Here is an 18324-nt window from a genome sequence, read left to right on the forward strand (position 1 = left end):
AACGCATTTTCCAGCGGGTACCGGCGCAGCAATCGGGTCGCAAAAGCGCCAGGCAATTGCGTTGTTGACGACCGGGCGAGCAGCGGCCCACCGAGACCATCCACATTTTTGTGTGGTGGCCGCGGTTCGACGTCGGCAAGGTGGGTCGGCAAGGCGGCATGCAGATTGAGGCGCGTACGATCGCTCCCGACGCCTCGCGTCACCTACGCTCGCGAAGACACGACAGCGTGGGTCCATTTCGCGCGAGGTGTGGTCGAGGTGCCACTTTTCGGTGGCCGCACCCTTTCACCGCGTGGCACAGGCCACACGCGGACGCATCAGAGCAGGATTTTCGCAAGGATCGCGGCGGCGGAGCCGATTACCGACAAGACCATGGCTATTGCGCCGAAAGTCTCCAAACCGGACGTTCTCATCCGCTGCGGAACGAAGCGCTCGAACGGGTCGCCTTGTGAAAAGACCTGCAATCGGTCGTACCACTGCAATCCTTGATCTATCGCGCTGAGCCACATTTTCGTTCCGCCACCCGATGTCGCCAGCGACTGGAGTGCCGCTTGCGCGACACCAATACGTCGCGGCGCATAGGGTTTCGAGGTGACCGAAACGGCACGGAAATCAAAATGTCATAAGAATTGGCGGCCAGAGTCAGTGAACGCCGGTGGCGCCTTCGTAACCCTGCATTCCAATGGGTTTTGCAGCCCAGCCGGCTGAAGCCTCTCGGCCTTACTCCGGCTTTTGCCGCAGCACGCAGCGAAAGCTGACATGGCTGGTCGAGGTGTCGACCGGCTCGGCGTGCCGGGCGGCCGGGCGGTAACGGCGGCAGTAGTTGGGCGCGCACAGATGCGAGCCGCCCTTCAGCACCTTGCGCGGGATCTTGATCCGGGGCTGGTTCGGGTCGAAGCTCGATTCGATCGGGCCACCGCGCGGATTTAGCGGCACGCAGCAGGCCTTCGGCGCATCCTCCGTGTGCTTGGTCGACCAGAAGTCGCTGGTCCACTCCCAGACATTGCCGATCATGTCATAGAGGCCGTAGCCGTTGGCCGCAAAGGCGGTCACCGGCGAGGTGCGGTCGTAGCCGTCGCTCTTGAGGTTTTCGTGCGGGAACATGCCTTGCCAGGTGTTGGCCATGTGTTTGCCGCCGGGGGTGAGTTCGTCGCCCCAGGCATATTCGGCATCCTCCAGCCCGGCACGGCCCGCAAACTCCCACTCGGCTTCGGTCGGCAGCTCCTTGCCCGCCCATTTGGCGTAGGCCTCCGCGTCACAATAAGCGACATGGACCACCGGGTGCTCGTCGAGCCCCTTGATGTTGCTGCCCGGGCCGTAGGGACGGCGCCAGTTGGCGCCAAATTTGAAGGCCCACCACTGCCCCCAGTTGCGCAGGTCAACCGGGCCTTTGGGTGGCGAAAAGATCAGCGAGCCGGCTTGCAGCAAATGCGGCAGCGCGCCGGGATAGTCCGCCGGATTCGGCGGAATCTCGGCGAAGGTGGTGTAGTTCGTCGCCTCGACGAAACGCCGGAACTGGCGGTTGGTGACCGGGGTCTTGTCCATGAAGAACCCGTCCACGGTGCCGCGGTGGGCAGGGCGTTCTTCGGCATAGTGATTGTCCGAGCCCATGCGGAACGTGCCGCCTGGAATCCACAGCATATCCGCCTTGCCGATGACTGCGCTTTCGTTCATGGCGATTTCTCTTTCAACGGCTTCGCACGCGTGACAGCATACACCTTGCCTTGGCGGTGTCGATCTTTTCGCCGCCTTGCGCTCGCGCTTCTGGGTCTCGGGATTTCTCGTCTGCAAGCTGCTTGCGCGCCTTTTCCATCGCTCGCCTGGCGTCGTCGTCCACGGTCGGGAATTGAGGGTCGAGCTTTTCCAGTCGGTCGACGATCGTTGCCGCGATCACCAGCCGTGTGAACCATTTGTTGTCGGCCGGGACCACATGCCAGGGGGCGCTTTTCGTTGCGGTGTGGCGGATCATGTCCTCATAGGCTTCCATGTAGGCGCTCCATTTCTGGCGCTCGACAAGGTCCTGGCTGGAGAATTTCCAGTTCTTTTCGGGCTCGTCGATGCGTTCGACGAAACGCCGTTTCTGCTCGTCCTTCGAGACGTTCAGGAAAAACTTGAGAACGACCGTGCCGTTGCGCGCCAGGTGATTTTCGAAGCTGCAGATGTCTTCGAAGCGCTCCTTCCAGATGTCGTCGGTCACAAGTTCCGGCGGCAGGTTCTGGCCGGCGAGGATTTCTGGGTGCACGCGGGCGACAAGCACTTCTTCGTAATAGGAGCGGTTGAAGATGCCGACGCGGCCGCGCTCCGGCAGCTTGACCGCGCAGCGCCACAGAAAGTCGTGGCGCAGTTCGGTCGAACTCGGCGCCTTGAACGAGGTTACGTCGCAGCCCTGGGGGTTGACCCCGGACATGACGTGCTCGATGGCGCTGTCCTTGCCTGCGGCGTCCATGGCCTGCAGGACGATCAGCACCGACCACCGGCCCTCGGCATAAAGCCGATCCTGAAGCCCGCGCAGGCGTTTGACGCCGGCTTCCAGCAGCTCCTTGGCGTCGTCCTTTTCGATGTCCAGGCCACATGTGTCGCCCGGGTCGAAATCCGCAAGATGGAACTTCCGGCCTTTCTTCACCCGAAATGCCTTGACGATTTCGGCTGGCAGCATGTCGGTTGCCTCTGATGCTGAACGGGAACTCGCCGCTATTTTGCCGGCGGATAAATGGTGAGCCAGTCGCTCTTCATGTCGACGATCGTCCAGCCCTTGGCTGTGCCTTCGTCGAGCGCCTTGTCGAGCTTGCCGATATGCGAYTGCCGRTCATAAGCCCATTCGCGGTCGGCGTCGGTGTGGTGGACGATGCCGATGAAGCGCGCGCCGTCGCCGGCCGCCGTCCATTCCAGCATCTGCTGGTCGCCATCCGAATTGCCAAAGGCGAGGATGGGACGGCGGCCGATGAAATTGTTGATGCCCGAAGGCTTGCCAGGGCCGTCGTCGATGAACTCGACCTTGGGCTCCTTGACCAGAACCGGCTTGCCGTCGCGCAATTCGAACTTCGTCACCCCGGCTGATCCGATGACCTGTTCGGGAGGAATGCCATAGGCCTTTTCAGCGAAGCCGCGCATGAATTCGACGCCACCGCCCGAGACGATGAACGTCTTGAAGTCGTTGGCGCGGAGATAGTCGAGAAGCTMCAGTTGCGGTTGGTAGACCAGCTCGTCATAGGGGCGATCGAAACGGGGGTGGCGCGCTGTTTTCAGCCAATCGGAAACGATGGCGGCATATTCATCCGTGGTCATGCCCGAATGGCTTACCGCCATCAGCTCCATCAGGCCCTTTTCGCCCGATGCGGCGAGCCCTTTTATATCGCCTGCCAGCACGGACTTGAAAGGCTCGGTGTCCTTCCATTCCGGGTGCTGTGGCGCCATCGCCTTGATGCGGTCGAGAGCAAAAGCCAGCTGGAAGTAGATTGGCTGCTCCGACCACAACGTTCCGTCATTGTCGAAGACAGCGATGCGCTCTTCGGGTTTTACGAAATCCGCGCCGCCATCCTTCGTCACCTTGGCGACGAAATCCGTGATCGCCGACTTCACCGCGCCGTCCTTCCACGACGGCAACGGGTCGGCCTGGGCAAGGGCGCTGGAGACAAGCGCCAGCAAAAGGAGAGGAAGTGCCAGGAATGTTTGCAGGAAGAAGTTGCGTGAGGGGGTCATCAAAATCGCCTCCGTCTGAACTGCTCATCTGTGATGCTATATGCGTTTTCTCCAATCCTCCAGAGCGAAACCGAATGCCGTTTCTGTTAGCACTCGTTGATACTAATACAATCTCATACATGGACCGAAAAAGACCATCGGATTATCAGTTTATTTACAATGCGTAAGCTTTGGCGCCGACCAATACATTCCTGATACGTTCCGTCTTCCCTTGCGTGAAGTGCGCCAATACAGTGACTGTGCCGAAAGGAGGTCCGGCACAAAGTCCGCCGACATTTTGGCGGACACCCCCGTCTTGAAAGCACCGGTTCGTTCCAACTGATTTCGCTCAGGAGTATGACTATGCGGAAGGGAAGTATCTTGAGGGCGGCGATGATCGCTGCGGCCAGTTGTTTGGCCATCGGGGCGGTTTCATCCGCCAGCGCGCAGGACGCGCAAAAACCCAACATCCTCGTCATCTTCGGCGACGACATCGGCCAGACCAACATCTCAGCCTATTCCATGGGCTTGGTGGGATACAAAACTCCGAACATCGACCGCATCGCCAAGGAAGGCATGATGTTCACGGATTATTATGCCGAAAACAGCTGCACGGCGGGGCGCTCGACATTCATTACCGGGCAGACGTGCCTGCGGACGGGCTTGTGCAAGGTCGGCGCTCCCGGCGCTCCCGTTGGCCTGCAGCCAGGTGACATCACGATCGCTCAAGCACTCAAGCCTTTGGGTTATGCCACGGGGCAATTCGGCAAGAACCACCTTGGCGACAAGGACGAATATCTGCCGACCAATCACGGCTTCGACGAATTCTTCGGCAATCTTTACCACCTCAATGCCGAAGAAGAGCCGGAAGCCCCTTATTGGCCAAAGGACGACGCTGAATTCCTCAAAGCATACTCTCCGCGCGGCGTCATCAAAGCCTCTGCCGACGGCAAGGTCGAAGATACCGGCCCGCTGACCAAGAAGCGCATGGAGACGATCGACGACGAGACGACCGCTGCTGCTATCGACTTCATGGATCGCCAGGCCAAGGCCAAGAAGCCTTTCTTCACCTGGATGAACACGACGCGCATGCATCTCTTCACCCATGTCCGCGAGTCCATGCGCGGCCAGAGCGGCATGCCCGGAAACGAATATGCCGACGGTATGGTCGAGCATGACGGCGACGTCGGCAAGCTCCTGAAGGCGCTCGATGACTTGGGCATCACCGACAACACCATCGTCGTCTACGCCACCGACAACGGCCCGAACCAGTTCTCCTGGCCGGATGCGGCAACGACGCCGTTCCGCAGCGAAAAGGACACCAACTGGGAAGGCGCGTTTCGTGTACCGGCAATGGTCCGCTGGCCGGGGCACATCCAGCCGGGGCAGGTCTCGAACGGAATGGTTTCCGGCCTTGACTGGTTCCCGACCCTGCTTGCGGCCGCCGGCGATCCGGAGGTCAAAGATCGCCTGCTGAAGGGATGGAAACCTGAGGGGAGTCAGACCACCTTCACGAACCATCTCGATGGCTACAACCAGCTCGACTACCTCACCGGTAAAGCTCCGAAGAGCGCGCGCAGCGACTTCTACTACTTCGATGACGATGGCAATCTCGTTGCCACGCGTTACGATGACTGGAAGGTGGTCTTCCATGAGCAGCGGACACCGGGCGGGTTCGGCGTCTGGCAGGACCCGCTGACAGTTCTGCGCCTGCCCAAACTATTCAACCTGCGTATGGATCCCTACGAGCGGGCAGATATCGTCTCCGACCAGTACAATGATTGGCTGGTCAGGAACGACTATCTCCTCGTAAAGGGGCAATTGCAGGGAGCCGCCTTCCTCGAAACCTTCGTGAAGTACCCGCCCAGCCAGCGCGTTGCCAGCTTCAACATCGAGGGCGTTCGCGACGAGGTGAACAAGGCGATCGACAAGTCATTCAAGGATCGCGGCATTGAGAAATAATCGAACCATCGATCAGCTCTAGCTCGCTTTCAAAGCAACACGGGCGCACCATCATCGGTGCGTCCGGAGACGAAATACGGGGCTCGCATGACCGCACACGACGACATTGTCGACCTCGGCAAACGTATCGGCCAGTCAATCATCGGCCAGGATGCCATGATCGAGCGCCTGCTGCTCGGCCTTTTGAGCGATGGCCACCTTCTGGTCGAAGGCCTGCCCGGCCTTGCCAAGACCCGCGCCATCAAGAGCCTGGCAAAAAACCTCGACGCCAAGCTGTCGCGCGTCCAGTTCACGCCCGACCTTTTGCCCTCCGACATCACCGGCTCGGAAGTCTATTTCAGCGAGGGCGGCAAGGGCGAATTCAAGTTCCAGGAAGGGCCGATCTTCGCCAATCTGATCCTCGCCGACGAGATCAACCGCGCCCCCGCCAAGGTGCAGTCGGCGCTCCTGGAGGCGATGGAGGAGCGGCAGGTCACGGTCGGCGGCGACAGCCATCCATTGCCTGAACTGTTTCTCGTCATGGCGACGCAGAACCCGATCGAGCAGGAGGGCACCTAYCCGCTGCCCGAAGCMCAGCTCGACCGYTTCCTCATGCATGTGCGGGTCGACTATCCCGCCCGCGAGGCCGAAGCCCAGATCATGCGGCTGGTGCGCAGCGAAGAGGATGGCAGCGCCAAACCCGCAGCCAAGCAAGCCGCCAAGCTCGACCCCAAATCGGTCTTTGACGCGCGCAAGCAGATCGGCGGCATCACCGTTTCCGAAGCGGTGGAGAACTACATCGTCGCGCTTGTCTACGCGACGCGTGAGCCGGCCAAGCTCGACAAGGATCTGGCGAGCTGGATCCAGGTCGGCGTCAGTCCGCGCGGCTCGATCGGGCTCGACAAGGTTTCCCGCTCCTACGCCTGGCTCAAGGGCCGCGACTATGTCAGTCCCGACGATGTGAAGGCGGTGGTACATGACGTTTTCCGCCACCGCCTGATATTGTCCTACGAGGCGCATGCCGCCGGCGTCACCGCCGACCAGGTGGTCGATCGTGTCGTCGAACTGGTGGCGGTCGCCTGACGGAGGCATCCATGGGCTTCTCCTTGTCAGCGCTGGGACGGTCGAAGGGGCTGACGAGGCCGCGCACCACGGCGTCAGCCGAGGGGGTGTATACGACGGTCGAGCAATTGGTGGCGCTGGAAGCAGCGGCGCGGGATTTCAATTTCCTCCGCAAGCAACCCGTCAATCGCCTGCTCGCCGGCCGCCACGCCTCCAACATGCGGGGGCGCGGGCTTTCCTTCGAGGAACTGCGCGACTACCTGCCAGGCGACGACGTCCGCACCATCGACTGGCGGGTGACGGCGCGCACCGGCAAGCCTTTCGTTCGCGTCTATGACGAAGAGAAGGATCGGCCCGCGCTGATCGTCGTCGACCAGCGCATGAACATGTTTTTCGGCAGCCGCCTGATGATGAAATCGGTGTCGGCGGCGGAGACGGCGGCGCTCTGCGCCTGGCGGGTGATGAACCTCGGCGACCGTGTCGGCGGCTTCGTCTTCAACGACACCCGCATCGATGAACTACGACCCCATCGAAGCCGGGCGGCAGTGATTGAACTCGCCGGCGTGATCGCAAAACAGAATGCCGACGAGCTGAAGGCCGATCTGTCCGACCATCGCGGCTCGGGCCAGCTCGACGTCGCGTTGGAGGCTGTCGCCAATGTGGCGCGTCACGATCATCTGGTCGTGGTCATCAGCGATTTCGAGGGCCATGGTCCGCGCACCCGCGACCTGCTTTTGCGGCTGACGATCAGCAACGACGTGATTGCCGTGCTGGTCTACGATCCGTTTCTGCTCGAGCTGCCTGAGACCGGCCACATCGTCGTCAGCGGCGGCTCGATGCAGGCCGAGCTGCCTCTCGGGCACGGCAGGGTCCGGAGCGGGGTTGCCGATTTCGCCAAAAAGCGCGGCGATGAGCTGATGGCCTGGCAAAAGGAACTCGGCCTGCCGATGCTTTTGGTTTCCGCAGCCGAGGCAACCGCACCGCAACTGCGCCGAACGCTGGGCCAGCTTGCCTGGCGGCAAAGAAGGCGCTGACCATGGAGCCGGTACAGCCCCAACAGGATCCACTGACCAGACTGGCGCTGGAAAAGCTGGCTGACATCGCCGTTCCAACGCCTGTCTCATGGATGCCGCAGACCTGGGGTTGGGCGCTGCTTGCGCTGATAGCCGCAGCTTTGCTTGTCCTTGCCGTGTGGCGCTGGCACAGGCGGCGCGTCGCTAACCGCTATCGTCGCGAGGCGCTTGCCGAACTGACCAGGATCGAACAGACGCTCGGCGATGCAGCGGCGCGCGCTGAAGCCCTTGAAGCCATGCCCGAACTGCTGAAGCGTGTCGCGCTCGCCGCCTGGCCGCGCGATGCCGTGGCCTCGCTCAGCGGCGGAAACTGGCTCGCTTTCCTGCGCAAGCATGGCGGCGAAAAATCCTTTCCTGAGCCGGCCGCACAGTTGCTCGACGATCTCGAATACCGTTCAAGGCAAACGCGCACCGCTGTCAGCGAGGATGACGCGCGCATGTTTGCGGCCTCCGCGCGCCGATGGATCGAGGGCCATAGTGTATCAGCTTGAGTACCCATGGTTGCTTGCGGTGCTGCCGCTGCCATTGCTGATCTGGTGGCTGGTGCCGGCTTACCGCGAGGAAACCGCCGCCATCCGCATCCCGTTCTTCGGCGAGGTGGCCGATGCTGCCGGCGTTGTGCCGACCCAAGGTTCGGTCATACCGCGCACAAACTGGGTGCAAAGGCTGCTCGCGCCGCTGTGCTGGTTTCTCATCGTGCTGGCTCTGGCACGGCCCCAGTTTGTCGAGCCCCCGATTACCAAGACAGAGCCGCAGCGCGACCTGATGCTGGCGCTCGATCTCTCCCAATCGATGGACACGCGCGATTTTCGAGATCCGACGGGCCAGCTTGAAGCCCGCGTCGATGCCGTGAAGCAGGTCGTCGCCGATTTCGTCAAGCGCCGGCAGGGCGACCGCGTCGGGCTGATCGCCTTCGGCGACGCGCCGTATCCGCTTGTGCCGTTCACGCTCGATCATCTCACCGTCCAGACCATGATCGAAGACGCGCTGCCCGGCATGGCGGGGCCGCGAACGGCTCTGGGCGATGCCATCGGCCTTGCCATCAAGATGTTCGCCGACAGCAAGGCGCCGGAGAAGGTGCTGGTCGTTTTGACCGACGGCAACGATACGGCAAGCAAGATGCCGCCGGACCGCGCGGCCGATATCGCCAGCCAGAACAAGATCGTCATCCACACGGTCGGCATCGGCGACCCCAGCGCCACCGGCGAAGACAAGCTCGACATCGCCGCGCTGCAGAAGATCGCCACGACGACCGGCGGCCGCTATTTCTTCGGGCAGGACCAGAACCAGTTGGCGGATATCTACGCTACCCTCGACAAGATCACGCCCGCCAACCAGACGACACTGTCCTGGCGTCCCAAGATCGAGCTGTTCAGCTATCCCCTGGGCGCTGCCCTGCTGTTGCTGATCGCCTATCACCTGTTCGCGTGGCTGTGGGTCGTTCTGCGCCGCAAGCCTGTCGACCGGGCAGGGCAGGCCTCATGATCGGGGATTTTCATTTCCTGCGACCATGGTGGCTTCTGGCCATCTTGGCCGCCATTGCGCTGGTGTTTCTGGTGTCCCGGCAGACCGACGCGCGAGCAAGGTTGAGTGGGCTCATCGCCCCGCATCTGCTCGACAGTCTTCTGATCGATCGGCAAAGCAGCAAGCGGTGGCGGCCGGTGCATTTCATCGCCGTGGTCATCGCACTTGGCGCCATCGCGGCGGCCGGACCGACATGGCAGCGTCAGCAGCCGCCTTTTGTCGAAGACAGGGCGCCGCTGGTGCTGGCGATCGACGTCTCGCAGACGATGGACGCCATCGACATTTCGCCGTCGCGGCTCGAGCGCGTCAAGCTCAAGGTCCAGGACCTGCTCAAGCTCAGGCCCGGCGCGCGCACCGCTGTCTACGCCTATGCCGGTTCGGCCCACATGGTGCTGCCGCTGACCGACGACGCCGATCTGGTCAAGACCTATGTCAATGCGCTGCAGACACGGATCATGCCCGTGCAGGGCAAGGATACGGCCAAGGCGCTGCTAGCCGTCGAAGCCGGGCTGAAAAACGAGCAGGTGCCGGGCACGCTGCTTTTCCTCACCGACGGCGTCGAGCCGGCGGCGACGGATGCCTTCAAGAATTATGCCGGCAACAATGAGATCATGGTTCTGGGTGTCGGCACTGAAGAAGGCGGGCCGGTGAAGACCGGGGAGGGCGAGTTCCTGTCCGAAGGCGGTGGCCGCGTCATTGCGAAACTCGATGTCGCGCAGTTGCAGGCGCTCGGGCGCGATGCCGGCGTCCGCGTCGCCACCATCACCATGGACGACAGCGACATCCGCTGGATCGCGCAGCGGGTGCAAAGCCATCTGCAGGCCAAGCTCGCCGAAGGCCACACACGCTGGCTCGATGTCGGCTGGTGGCTCATCATTCCCATCGCCGTGCTCGGTGCGTTCTGGTTCCGTCGCGGCTGGACGGTGCAATGGGCTTTCGCGGCCCTCGTCGTGGCAACCCTTGTTGCACCGGACCGCGCCAACGCTGCCGGGTTCGATTTCGCCGGCATGTGGCTGACGCCTGACCAGCAGGGGCGGCTTGCCTTCGACAAGGGCGACTATGCCGGTGCTGCGGCGCATTTCGCTGACCCCATGTGGCGCGGCGCGGCACTTTATCGGGCGGGCAAGTTTTCCGACGCGATCGACGCTTTTGCGCAGGTCAGGACTGCCGAGAGTTATTACAATCAGGGCAGCGCGCTGGCCCATCTCGACAAGCTCGATGAGGCAGTAGTCAGCCTCAACGAGGCGGTGAAGCTGCGACCCGACTGGCCCGAAGCCAAGGCCAACCTCGCCGTCCTGGAAAAGCTCATCGCCGAGAAGAAGGACGAAGAGGACGAGCAGCAACAGGACCCCAATGAGAAGCCGGACCAGGTCCAGTTCGACGACAAGGGCAAAAAGGGCAAGGCAGGCACGGTCGACCTTGCCCGACAGACCGCCGAAATGTGGATGCGCAACATCCAGGTCACGCCGACCGACCTGCTAGCCCGCCGATTTGCCCTTGAAGCAGCGGGAGGCAAGCAATGAACCTTTTCCCACGCTGCCTGGCTGCCCTGTTCTTCGTCATCGCCGCTGCTGCACCGCTTCATGCCGCTGAGCCGACCGTCCGGGTCGAGATCCTGACGCCTGCGCCCATCGTTGCGGGCCAGCAGGTTCAGGTCCAGGTCGATGTATTAGTGCCGAATTTCTTCATGTCGCCGCCGCAGTTTCCGAACTTCGATATTCCGAACGCCGTCGTCACCTTGCCCGACATACGGGCCCAGAACATGGTCGAGACAATCGACGGCGAGAGTTTTTCGGGCATTCGCCGACTGTACCTCGTCACTCCGCAAGCTCCCGGCGAATACGTGTTGCCGCCGGCGGAGATCACCTTCGCCTATGCGGCGGTTCCAGGCCAGGCGACCAACGGGTCGGTGAAGCTGACGCCGGTGAAATTCACCGTTGCCGGCGTGCCGGGCGCACCCGCAGGGAATGTGGCGACCGCGGCCGCGCTGACCGTTAGCCAAAACCTCGACCGCGAGCCCAATGGGCTGAAAGCCGGCGACACGCTGGTCCGCATCGTCACCACTGATGCACAGGGCATGCAGGCGATGATGATCCCGGTGCCGGATTTTGGCGCCCCCGACGGCGTGCGCATGTATCCGCATGATCCCGTGCTGTCGGATCAGGATGGCAACGGCAAGCGCATCGACCGCGTCACCTACGCCTTCGAAAAGCCGGGCAGCTACATTTTGCCCGCCATCGAGATCGATTGGTACGACCCGGCATCGCAAAAGCACGAAACGGCGCAGGCCCCCGAAATAGCTGTGTCGGTCGTCGAGGCCGCTGCCTTCAAACCCGCCATCGCACCGCCGGCTGCTCCCGAAAAACCGGCGCCCCCGGCTTGGGACGCATGGCTGAAATACTGGCCGTGGGCGGCGGCTGCGATTGCCGGGCTGGCGGTCCTGGCCTGGCTCATCACCAGCGCCTTGCCGTGTCTCGCCGCCTGGCGTCACGCGCGCATGCTGGAACACGAACAATCCGAGGCTGCCTACTTCCAGCGTTTCGAGCACGCCTGCCGGTCGGGCAAGTTGCCCGTCATCTATGCGGCGCTCGATTCCTGGGCGCGCCGGTCCAGTGTCGCGCCGGTGTCTTCCTGGCTCCGCCAGACCGGCGACACGGCAACACAAGCTGAATTCGAGCGGCTTGAAGGTGCAATCTTCGCTGCCAAGGCGGATGCCGTGCCTTGCGATCCACAGAAACTTCAGCTCGGAGTAGCGCGCGCCAGAAAACAATGGCTGGCCAGCAGCGCAGGTAGCTTCTCGCCCGTTTCAGCCTTGCCAGCGCTCAATCCTTGAGCCTTTTTCTGGGCGTCAGCTGACGGTCTTTTCTTTCTTCTGTTCGCAGTCCCGGCCCTGGCCGCTCGGTTTGGGGCAATTCTCCCCTGTGCATTCCTGCGCTTTTGCACGAGCGGTGAAGTGCCACGGCGTGTCCGGCACGGCCAGCAGGCTCAAGATTGAAACTGCGTAAAGGAGCAAGCGCATGTCACTCTCCTTGATGCATTGCAGATTGGGTTGGCCGCAACGAGCGGGCACACCTGCCTAGGCGTCTTCTCACGGCCATTTGCGCAGCATAACCCAACTGCCAGCGCGGTAAAGCGCCAGGTGCCTTGCCTGGTGGTTGTGCAGGCAAGGAGCGCTCGTGCCGGAGTGGAGGCCGTAGCTCTGCCAGCGTATTTGCATTTGCCGCGACGGCCATTTTTGTTTAAGGGCAAACGCATGTCGCATCTGCCTGAGACACTGCTCGCTGGTTACCGCAACTTCATGACCGRACGCTATGCGGCCGAGACTGACCACTACAAGTCCTTGGCGCGCGAGGGACAGTCGCCTGAGACAATGGTCATTGCCTGTTGCGATTCCCGCGCTGCACCCGAAACTATCTTCAATTCCGGCCCGGGCGAACTGTTTGTCGTCCGCAACGTCGCCAATCTCGTGCCGCCTTATTCGCCGGACGGCGAATTCCATTCTACTTCGGCCGCGCTCGAATTCGCCGTGCAGGCGCTCAAGGTGAAGAACATAGTGGTGATGGGCCACGGCCGCTGCGGTGGCATCCGCTCGGCGCTCGATCCCAATTCCGCGCCGCTGTCGCCCGGCGACTTCATCGGCAAATGGATGAGCCTGGTCGCGCCTGCCGCAGAGACGGTGACCGGCAATACGATGATGACGCAGACCGAGCGGCAGACCGCGCTCGAGCGCATTTCGATCCGCTATTCGATAGCCAATCTGCGCACGTTTCCATGCGTGAAGATCCTTGAGCAGAAGGGGCGGCTGGAGATCTTTGGCGCCTGGTTCGACATCTCGGCGGGCGAGTTGTGGCTGATGGACCGCAACACCGGCGACTTCGAACGCACTGCCATCGCCTGAGCGTTCGCGGCTGGCTCCATCTCAATGACTTGAATGGCCTGACGTCTCCAGCCTAGGCTTGCGGGACAGACGTTGCCTTTGGCGCCTGTGCCCATTGCTGCGCCAGCGGAGAGCCAATTGATGACCATCGCCACCCGCCATTCGCTCGACGGCAGCCATCGCCCGATGTTCATTGGCGGCGCGTGGGTGGAGGCTGCGTCCGGCCAGACGATGGAGACGCGCAATCCCGCCACCGGCGAGATTATCGCCACCGTGCCGCGTGGCGGCAAGCGAGACATCGAACGCGCGGTCGCTGCCGCTCGCAACGCCTTTGACGGCCCGTGGAGCCGTTTCAAGCCGCATGAACGGCAGAAGCTGTTGTTGAAGATCGCCGATCTGTTCGAGCGCCACTGGGAAGAGATCTGCATTTCCGACACCACCGATATGGGTCTGCCCATCGTCAGGGCGCGGGGCAATGCCAACCGCGTTCTTGGCATGCTGCGCTACTACGCCGGCATGGCCACCGCCATTCACGGACAGACGATCGAAAACTCGCTGCCTGGCGACATCGTCTCTTACACGCGAAAGGAACCGGTCGGCGTCGTTGGCGCCATCATTCCGTGGAATGCCCCCACGGCAGCTTCAGTGTGGAAGATCGGCCCGGCCCTCGCCACCGGCTGCACCGTGGTCTTGAAACCATCAGAGGAAGCGCCGCTGACGCCGTTGCTTATCGCCGAACTGATGGCCGAGGCGGGCGTCCCTGACGGCGTCGTCAACATCGTCACCGGCACTGGCCCGGAGGCTGGAGCGCCGCTCGCCGAACATATGGGCGTCGACAAGATCGTCTTCACCGGCTCCACGGCTACCGGCCAGAGCATCGTCCGCGCCTCGGCTGGCAACCTCAAGCGCGTGTCGCTCGAACTCGGCGGCAAGTCGCCGGTCATCGTCTGCGCTGACGCCGATCTCGAACGCGCGGTGCCTGTTGCCGCCATGTCGGTCTTCGCCAATTCCGGCCAGATCTGCATCGCCGGCTCCAGGCTGTTCGTCGCGCGTTCCATCCATGACGAATTCGTCGCGCGTCTCGCCGCCTATGCCGGAGCCTTGCGCATCGGCAACGGCATCGACCCGAGCACCGAGATCGGCCCGCTGATCTCTCCGCGCCAGCTCGACCGCGTCGAGGGATATCTGCGCGCCGGCACTGAGGAGGGCGCTCGCCTCGTCGCCGGCGGCAACAGGCTGTCTGATGGCGCGTTCGCTGCCGGCAACTTCGTTGCCCCCACCGTCTTTGCCGGCGTCTCCGACACGATGCGCATTGCGCGTGAGGAGATTTTCGGCCCGGTCATTTCAGCATTGCCCTTCGACACGCTCGACGAGGTGGTGCGACGCGCCAACGACACCCCCTACGGCCTTGCCGCCGGCGTCTTCACCCGCGACCTCGCCACCGCGCACCAGCTGTCGCGGCGGCTCCATGCTGGCTCGGTGTGGGTCAACACCTACCACGCCATCGACCCGGCCATGCCTTTCGGCGGCTACAAGATGAGCGGCTACGGCCGCGAGGGCGGCGCCGAGCACCTCGACGAATATCTCAACACCAAGGGCGTGTTCATCCGCATCGACTGAACTCAGGCGATCGCCTGCCGTTCGAGCTCGGCACCCAGCGCGTCGAGCAACTGGCGCGTGCCACGCTCGCGGCCGCCGGCGTCGTCGAAATCATCGAGAAACACACCTTGCTCGGTGAAGGTAAGCCGCGTGCCCTGGCCGTCAGGAGCAAGCTCGAAGGTTGCCAGCGACACCGAAATGCGGGTGTCGCCGAGATGCATGTCATAGCTGTAGATGATGCGTTCATCAGTGACGATGTCCTGATAGATCGCGTTGAAGCGGTGCACCGGCCCGCCCTTCGGCCCTGCCGAACTCACCTCGCGGCCGCCGACGCGAAAGTCGATCTTGCGCTCCAGAGTGTCCCATTCCTTGGGCCCGGAAAACCAGCGTGCCTTGGCCACAGGATCGCTCAGCGCATGAAAGACCCGCGCCGGCGATGCGTCATAGCGGCGCTCGATGGTGAATGTGGCATGCGTCACGGATCGTTTGGTCATTTCGAACTCCCTTGCTCTGGTTCGTTTGATGTCTCGGCCAGGAATTCGCCCAGCCTGTCGAGGCGGTGTTCCCACTGCGTGCGGCGTTCGGAAATCCAGCCCTCGGCGCGCCTCAGTGCCGTGGGCTCTATCTGGCAGGTGCGCACGCGGCCCACCTTGGCCGTGTGGACAAGGCCGCTTGCTTCCAGCACTTGCAGATGCTGCATCACTGCCGACAGCGACATGGCGAAAGGCTCAGCCAACTGGCTGACCGATGCCGGCCCCTGGCACAGACGGTCGACCATGCCACGCCGGGCCGGGTCGGCCAGTGCCTGGAACATCAGGTCGAGTTGTGCCGGATCATGCAGCATCGGGATTTTCCATCAGCCGGGGAACATGTGGAAGTAGGGCTCCGCTTCCTTGTAGACGCGCGCCACCGAAGGCCGCGCCATCAGACGACCGAGATAGGCGGCGGAATGGGGATGGTTTGCCGCGAGCGGCATGATCTTGTCGGCATAAAACAGGGCAGGGGCCGCGGCACAGTCGGCCATCGTGAAGTTCTCGCCCATCGCCCAGGTCTTGGATTGCATATCGTGTTCCACCATGCCGAGCGCGGTCTCGAGCTGTGCCCGTGCCGCCGCCACGCCGTGCGGATCGTTGCTGCCTTCTGGCCGGATCTTGTCGGTCACGATCTTCTGCATCGGCGCCTGGACATAGAGGTCGAAGAAGCGGTCGCTGAGCCGTGTCTGCGTCGCTTCATCTTGATCGACAGGCACAAGCTTCACCGCGCCGGGGTAATGCTGTTCGAGATATTCGATGATGATACTCGATTCCGGCACGATGCTGTCGCGCGCATGATCCTGCAACACCGGCATCTTGCCGATCGGCCAGAGCTTCAGGAACGCCGCTCGTGATGACGGCTCGCCAAGGTCGACGATCAGCGGCTCAAACGGGATATCGTTCTCGTACAAGGCGATCAGTGCCTTGTGGCAGAACGAGGCAAGAGGGTGGAAATGCAGCGTCAACGACATGCCGGAAACCTCATGGACCATGCTGGGTTCAAACACTGAAGTAATTGCTTAAGTATCACGACGCCAGGGCGCCGGCAAGTGCGCTTGGAGAATGCGTGCAAAATGAAAAAAGCCGCGGCCGGCATCCCGGTCGCGGCTTTCGCAAATTCTACAGGCTGGTTCGGCTCAGCCCATGAGCTGGAATTCGTAGAGCCTGCGATAAAGGCCATCGGCCTTGATCAGGTCGGTATGGCGACCCTGCTCGACAACCTTGCCGTCCTGCATCACCACAATGTTGTCGGCCTGGTGCACGGTCGACAGGCGGTGCGCGATGGCAATCGTCGTGCGCCCTGACGCCAGCTTCTCCAGCGCTTCGCGGAACAGCGACTCCGACTCGGCATCGAGCGCGCTGGTCGCTTCGTCGAGCAAGAGAACGTTGGCGTCGCGCAGGATGGCGCGTGCGATCGACAGGCGTTGCTTCTGGCCGCCCGAAAGCAGCGCGCCGTTTTCGCCGACCTGGGTGTCGTAGCCGTTCTTCAGCGACATGATGAAGTCATGCGCATTGGCGGCCTTGGAGGCTGCGATCACCTCTTCGTCGCTGGCGCCCTCGCGGCCGAGCCGGATGTTGTGCATGATGGTGCCGGAGAACAGGAACGTGTCCTGGCTGACATAAGCGATGCGGTCGCGCACCGAGTGCAGCGTCGCATGCGCGATGTCTTGTCCGTCGAACAGCACTTCGCCACTGTCAGGATCGTACATGCGCATGATCAGGTTCATGACCGTCGACTTGCCACTGCCGGACGGGCCGACAAGTGCCGTCATCTTGCCGGGCGGGAAGATGAGGTCGAGATCGCGCAGCACCGGCTCGCCATCGGCATAGGAGAAACTGACATCCTTGAGTTCGATCGTGCCGGAGCCGGGCACCAGTGGCGTAGCCCCGGGCCGCTCGGAAAGCGTCAGCGGACGGTCCGAAAGTTCAAACATCATGCGCACGCCGATCAGGCCCGCTTCCAGCGACACGCGGAAGCGCGCCAGCCGCTTGGCAGGCTCATAGGCGAGCAGCAGGGCCGTGATGAAGGACATGATGCTGCCCGGCGTCTGTCCACCCTGGACGACCAGATAGCCGCTGACCAGAACCACACCGGCGATGGCGAGGCCGGCCAGCGTTTCCATGATCGGGCTGGTGCCTGCTTCCAAAGCTGCGATGGAGTTGGCGCGCTTTTCCACGTCGGAAACGGCGCGGTACATGCGGGTGCGCATGATCGGCTCAAGATTGAAGGACTTGACGATCCTGACGCCGACCGTCGTTTCTTGCATGACTTGAACGATTTGGGCAAGCGACAGGAACTCCGCCTCCATGATCTTGCGCACCCGGCGCAGGATCAGATTGACGCCGAAGATGGCCATCGGCCCGACGATGAAGGCGACCAGAGACATGACCGGCTGCTGGTAGACCATCACGAAGATCAGGCCGATCAGTGAAAACAGGTCGCGCACAAACGAAGTGACGATGACGTCAAGCACGGTTCGCGCTGCCTGCGCATTGTGCGTGACGCGGGTGATCAGGTCCGACGACGGGACCGAGTGATAGAAGGAAATGCCCTGGGCGAGGATGCGGTCGTAGATCTTGCGCTGGCGGTCGGCGATGATGCTGTTGCCGACGCGGCTCAAGAAAAACGCCTGCACAAAGGTCGCGATCCCTTTGGTGATGAAGATCGCGGCAACCAAGCCCGCGATCTGGTAAACGCGGTTGAGATCCTTGCCGATCACGAACTCATTTGTGATGTCCTGCATGATCCAGGCGCTTGCAGCCGTCATGCCGGCCACGACCATCATCGAAGCGATTGCAATGGCATAGCCGAACGCATGCTGGCGGAATGACTCCCGGATCAGCCGCCAGATCAGGAGATGGTTCTGTGTCGGACGAAAAAAACGAAACAAATCAATGAGTCCCTTGGGTCGCACCCCTGCGCGGGTCTATATAAAGCAACGATTGGCGAAGGGAAACCGGCAAATTTTGGGACCAACGGTCGCGGGTGGCAAGGACTCGTGGACAGCGGGTGGGTAGCGATTGCTGCTATATGCGA

Annotated in this window: 18 protein-coding genes; 9 read left to right on the top strand and 9 right to left on the bottom strand. The window is 62.3% G+C overall.

What is annotated here, in order from left to right; genetic code table 11:
- Positions 1–317: 317 nt before the first annotated feature.
- From AC1DWF_RS08865 to AC1DWF_RS08880, 4 genes are all read right to left on the bottom strand, one after another.
- Positions 318–509, bottom strand: a complete 192-nt coding sequence (locus AC1DWF_RS08865; protein WP_476783655.1) for a hypothetical protein — start codon at positions 507–509, stop codon at positions 318–320.
- A gap of 211 nt (positions 510–720) precedes the next feature.
- Positions 721–1674: a formylglycine-generating enzyme family protein gene (locus AC1DWF_RS08870; protein WP_476783654.1), complete on the bottom strand. Its 954-nt coding sequence runs from the start codon at positions 1672–1674 to the stop codon at positions 721–723.
- Between the two features lie 13 nt (positions 1675–1687).
- The gene (locus AC1DWF_RS08875; protein ID WP_476783653.1) at positions 1688–2656 is read right to left on the bottom strand and encodes a polyphosphate kinase 2 family protein; all 969 of its coding nucleotides are present in this window, start codon (positions 2654–2656) and stop codon (positions 1688–1690) included.
- A 35-nt stretch (positions 2657–2691) separates the two neighbouring features.
- Positions 2692–3699, bottom strand: coding sequence for an HAD family hydrolase (locus AC1DWF_RS08880; RefSeq protein WP_476841611.1), 1008 nt, complete (start codon positions 3697–3699; stop codon positions 2692–2694).
- Positions 3700–4071: 372 nt separating this feature from the next.
- On the opposite strand from AC1DWF_RS08880, the gene AC1DWF_RS08885 reads away from it, so the two are divergent.
- The 7 genes from AC1DWF_RS08885 to AC1DWF_RS08915 all read left to right on the top strand — a co-directional run bounded on the left by AC1DWF_RS08885 (position 4072) and on the right by AC1DWF_RS08915 (position 12111).
- Positions 4072–5640: an arylsulfatase gene (locus AC1DWF_RS08885; protein ID WP_476787985.1), complete on the top strand. Its 1569-nt coding sequence runs from the start codon at positions 4072–4074 to the stop codon at positions 5638–5640.
- 87 nt (positions 5641–5727) lie between these two features.
- Entirely contained in the window at positions 5728–6702 is a 975-nt protein-coding gene (locus AC1DWF_RS08890) for an AAA family ATPase (RefSeq protein WP_476787969.1), read from the top strand.
- Positions 6703–6713: 11 nt separating this feature from the next.
- A complete protein-coding gene (locus AC1DWF_RS08895) occupies positions 6714–7715 on the top strand; it encodes a DUF58 domain-containing protein (protein ID WP_476785959.1) in 1002 nt (333 codons plus the stop codon).
- A 2-nt stretch (positions 7716–7717) separates the two neighbouring features.
- Positions 7718–8245 (top strand): DUF4381 domain-containing protein, encoded by a 528-nt coding sequence (locus AC1DWF_RS08900; RefSeq protein WP_476785960.1) that lies wholly within the window; start codon positions 7718–7720, stop codon positions 8243–8245.
- A complete protein-coding gene (locus tag AC1DWF_RS08905; protein ID WP_476804391.1) occupies positions 8232–9239 on the top strand; it encodes a vWA domain-containing protein in 1008 nt (335 codons plus the stop codon). The genes AC1DWF_RS08900 and AC1DWF_RS08905 overlap by 14 nt, the downstream gene beginning before the upstream one ends.
- Positions 9236–10801, top strand: coding sequence for a vWA domain-containing protein (locus AC1DWF_RS08910; RefSeq protein ID WP_476787971.1), 1566 nt, complete (start codon positions 9236–9238; stop codon positions 10799–10801). Before AC1DWF_RS08905 ends, AC1DWF_RS08910 begins: the two co-directional genes overlap by 4 nt.
- Positions 10798–12111 carry a BatD family protein gene (locus AC1DWF_RS08915; RefSeq protein ID WP_476787972.1) on the top strand — a complete coding sequence of 438 codons (1314 nt, stop codon included), beginning with the start codon at positions 10798–10800 and terminating at the stop codon, positions 12109–12111. Before AC1DWF_RS08910 ends, AC1DWF_RS08915 begins: the two co-directional genes overlap by 4 nt.
- Before the next feature lie 15 nt (positions 12112–12126).
- On the opposite strand, the gene AC1DWF_RS08920 is transcribed toward AC1DWF_RS08915, so the two are convergent.
- Positions 12127–12297 carry a hypothetical protein gene (locus AC1DWF_RS08920; protein WP_476783122.1) on the bottom strand — a complete coding sequence of 57 codons (171 nt, stop codon included), beginning with the start codon at positions 12295–12297 and terminating at the stop codon, positions 12127–12129.
- A 234-nt stretch (positions 12298–12531) separates the two neighbouring features.
- On the opposite strand from AC1DWF_RS08920, the gene AC1DWF_RS08925 reads away from it, so the two are divergent.
- On the top strand, positions 12532–13176 hold the full coding sequence (locus tag AC1DWF_RS08925) for a carbonic anhydrase (protein ID WP_476841612.1): 645 nt from the start codon (positions 12532–12534) through the stop codon (positions 13174–13176).
- Positions 13177–13296: 120 nt separating this feature from the next.
- Positions 13297–14775: an aldehyde dehydrogenase family protein gene (locus tag AC1DWF_RS08930; RefSeq protein ID WP_476783124.1), complete on the top strand. Its 1479-nt coding sequence runs from the start codon at positions 13297–13299 to the stop codon at positions 14773–14775.
- A gap of 2 nt (positions 14776–14777) precedes the next feature.
- Here the strand turns inward: AC1DWF_RS08930 and AC1DWF_RS08935 are convergent, their stop codons facing one another.
- From AC1DWF_RS08935 to AC1DWF_RS08950, 4 genes are all read right to left on the bottom strand, one after another.
- On the bottom strand, positions 14778–15248 hold the full coding sequence (locus AC1DWF_RS08935; RefSeq protein ID WP_476783125.1) for an SRPBCC family protein: 471 nt from the start codon (positions 15246–15248) through the stop codon (positions 14778–14780).
- Positions 15245–15598 (bottom strand): ArsR/SmtB family transcription factor, encoded by a 354-nt coding sequence (locus AC1DWF_RS08940; protein WP_476783126.1) that lies wholly within the window; start codon positions 15596–15598, stop codon positions 15245–15247. The genes AC1DWF_RS08935 and AC1DWF_RS08940 overlap by 4 nt, the downstream gene beginning before the upstream one ends.
- 12 nt (positions 15599–15610) lie before the next feature.
- Positions 15611–16258, bottom strand: a complete 648-nt coding sequence (locus AC1DWF_RS08945) for a glutathione S-transferase family protein (protein ID WP_476787986.1) — start codon at positions 16256–16258, stop codon at positions 15611–15613.
- Between the two features lie 165 nt (positions 16259–16423).
- A complete protein-coding gene (locus tag AC1DWF_RS08950) occupies positions 16424–18178 on the bottom strand; it encodes an ABC transporter ATP-binding protein (protein ID WP_476783127.1) in 1755 nt (584 codons plus the stop codon).
- Positions 18179–18324: the final 146 nt, after the last annotated feature.

This window comes from Aminobacter sp. P4_D5 (genome assembly GCF_056401815.1).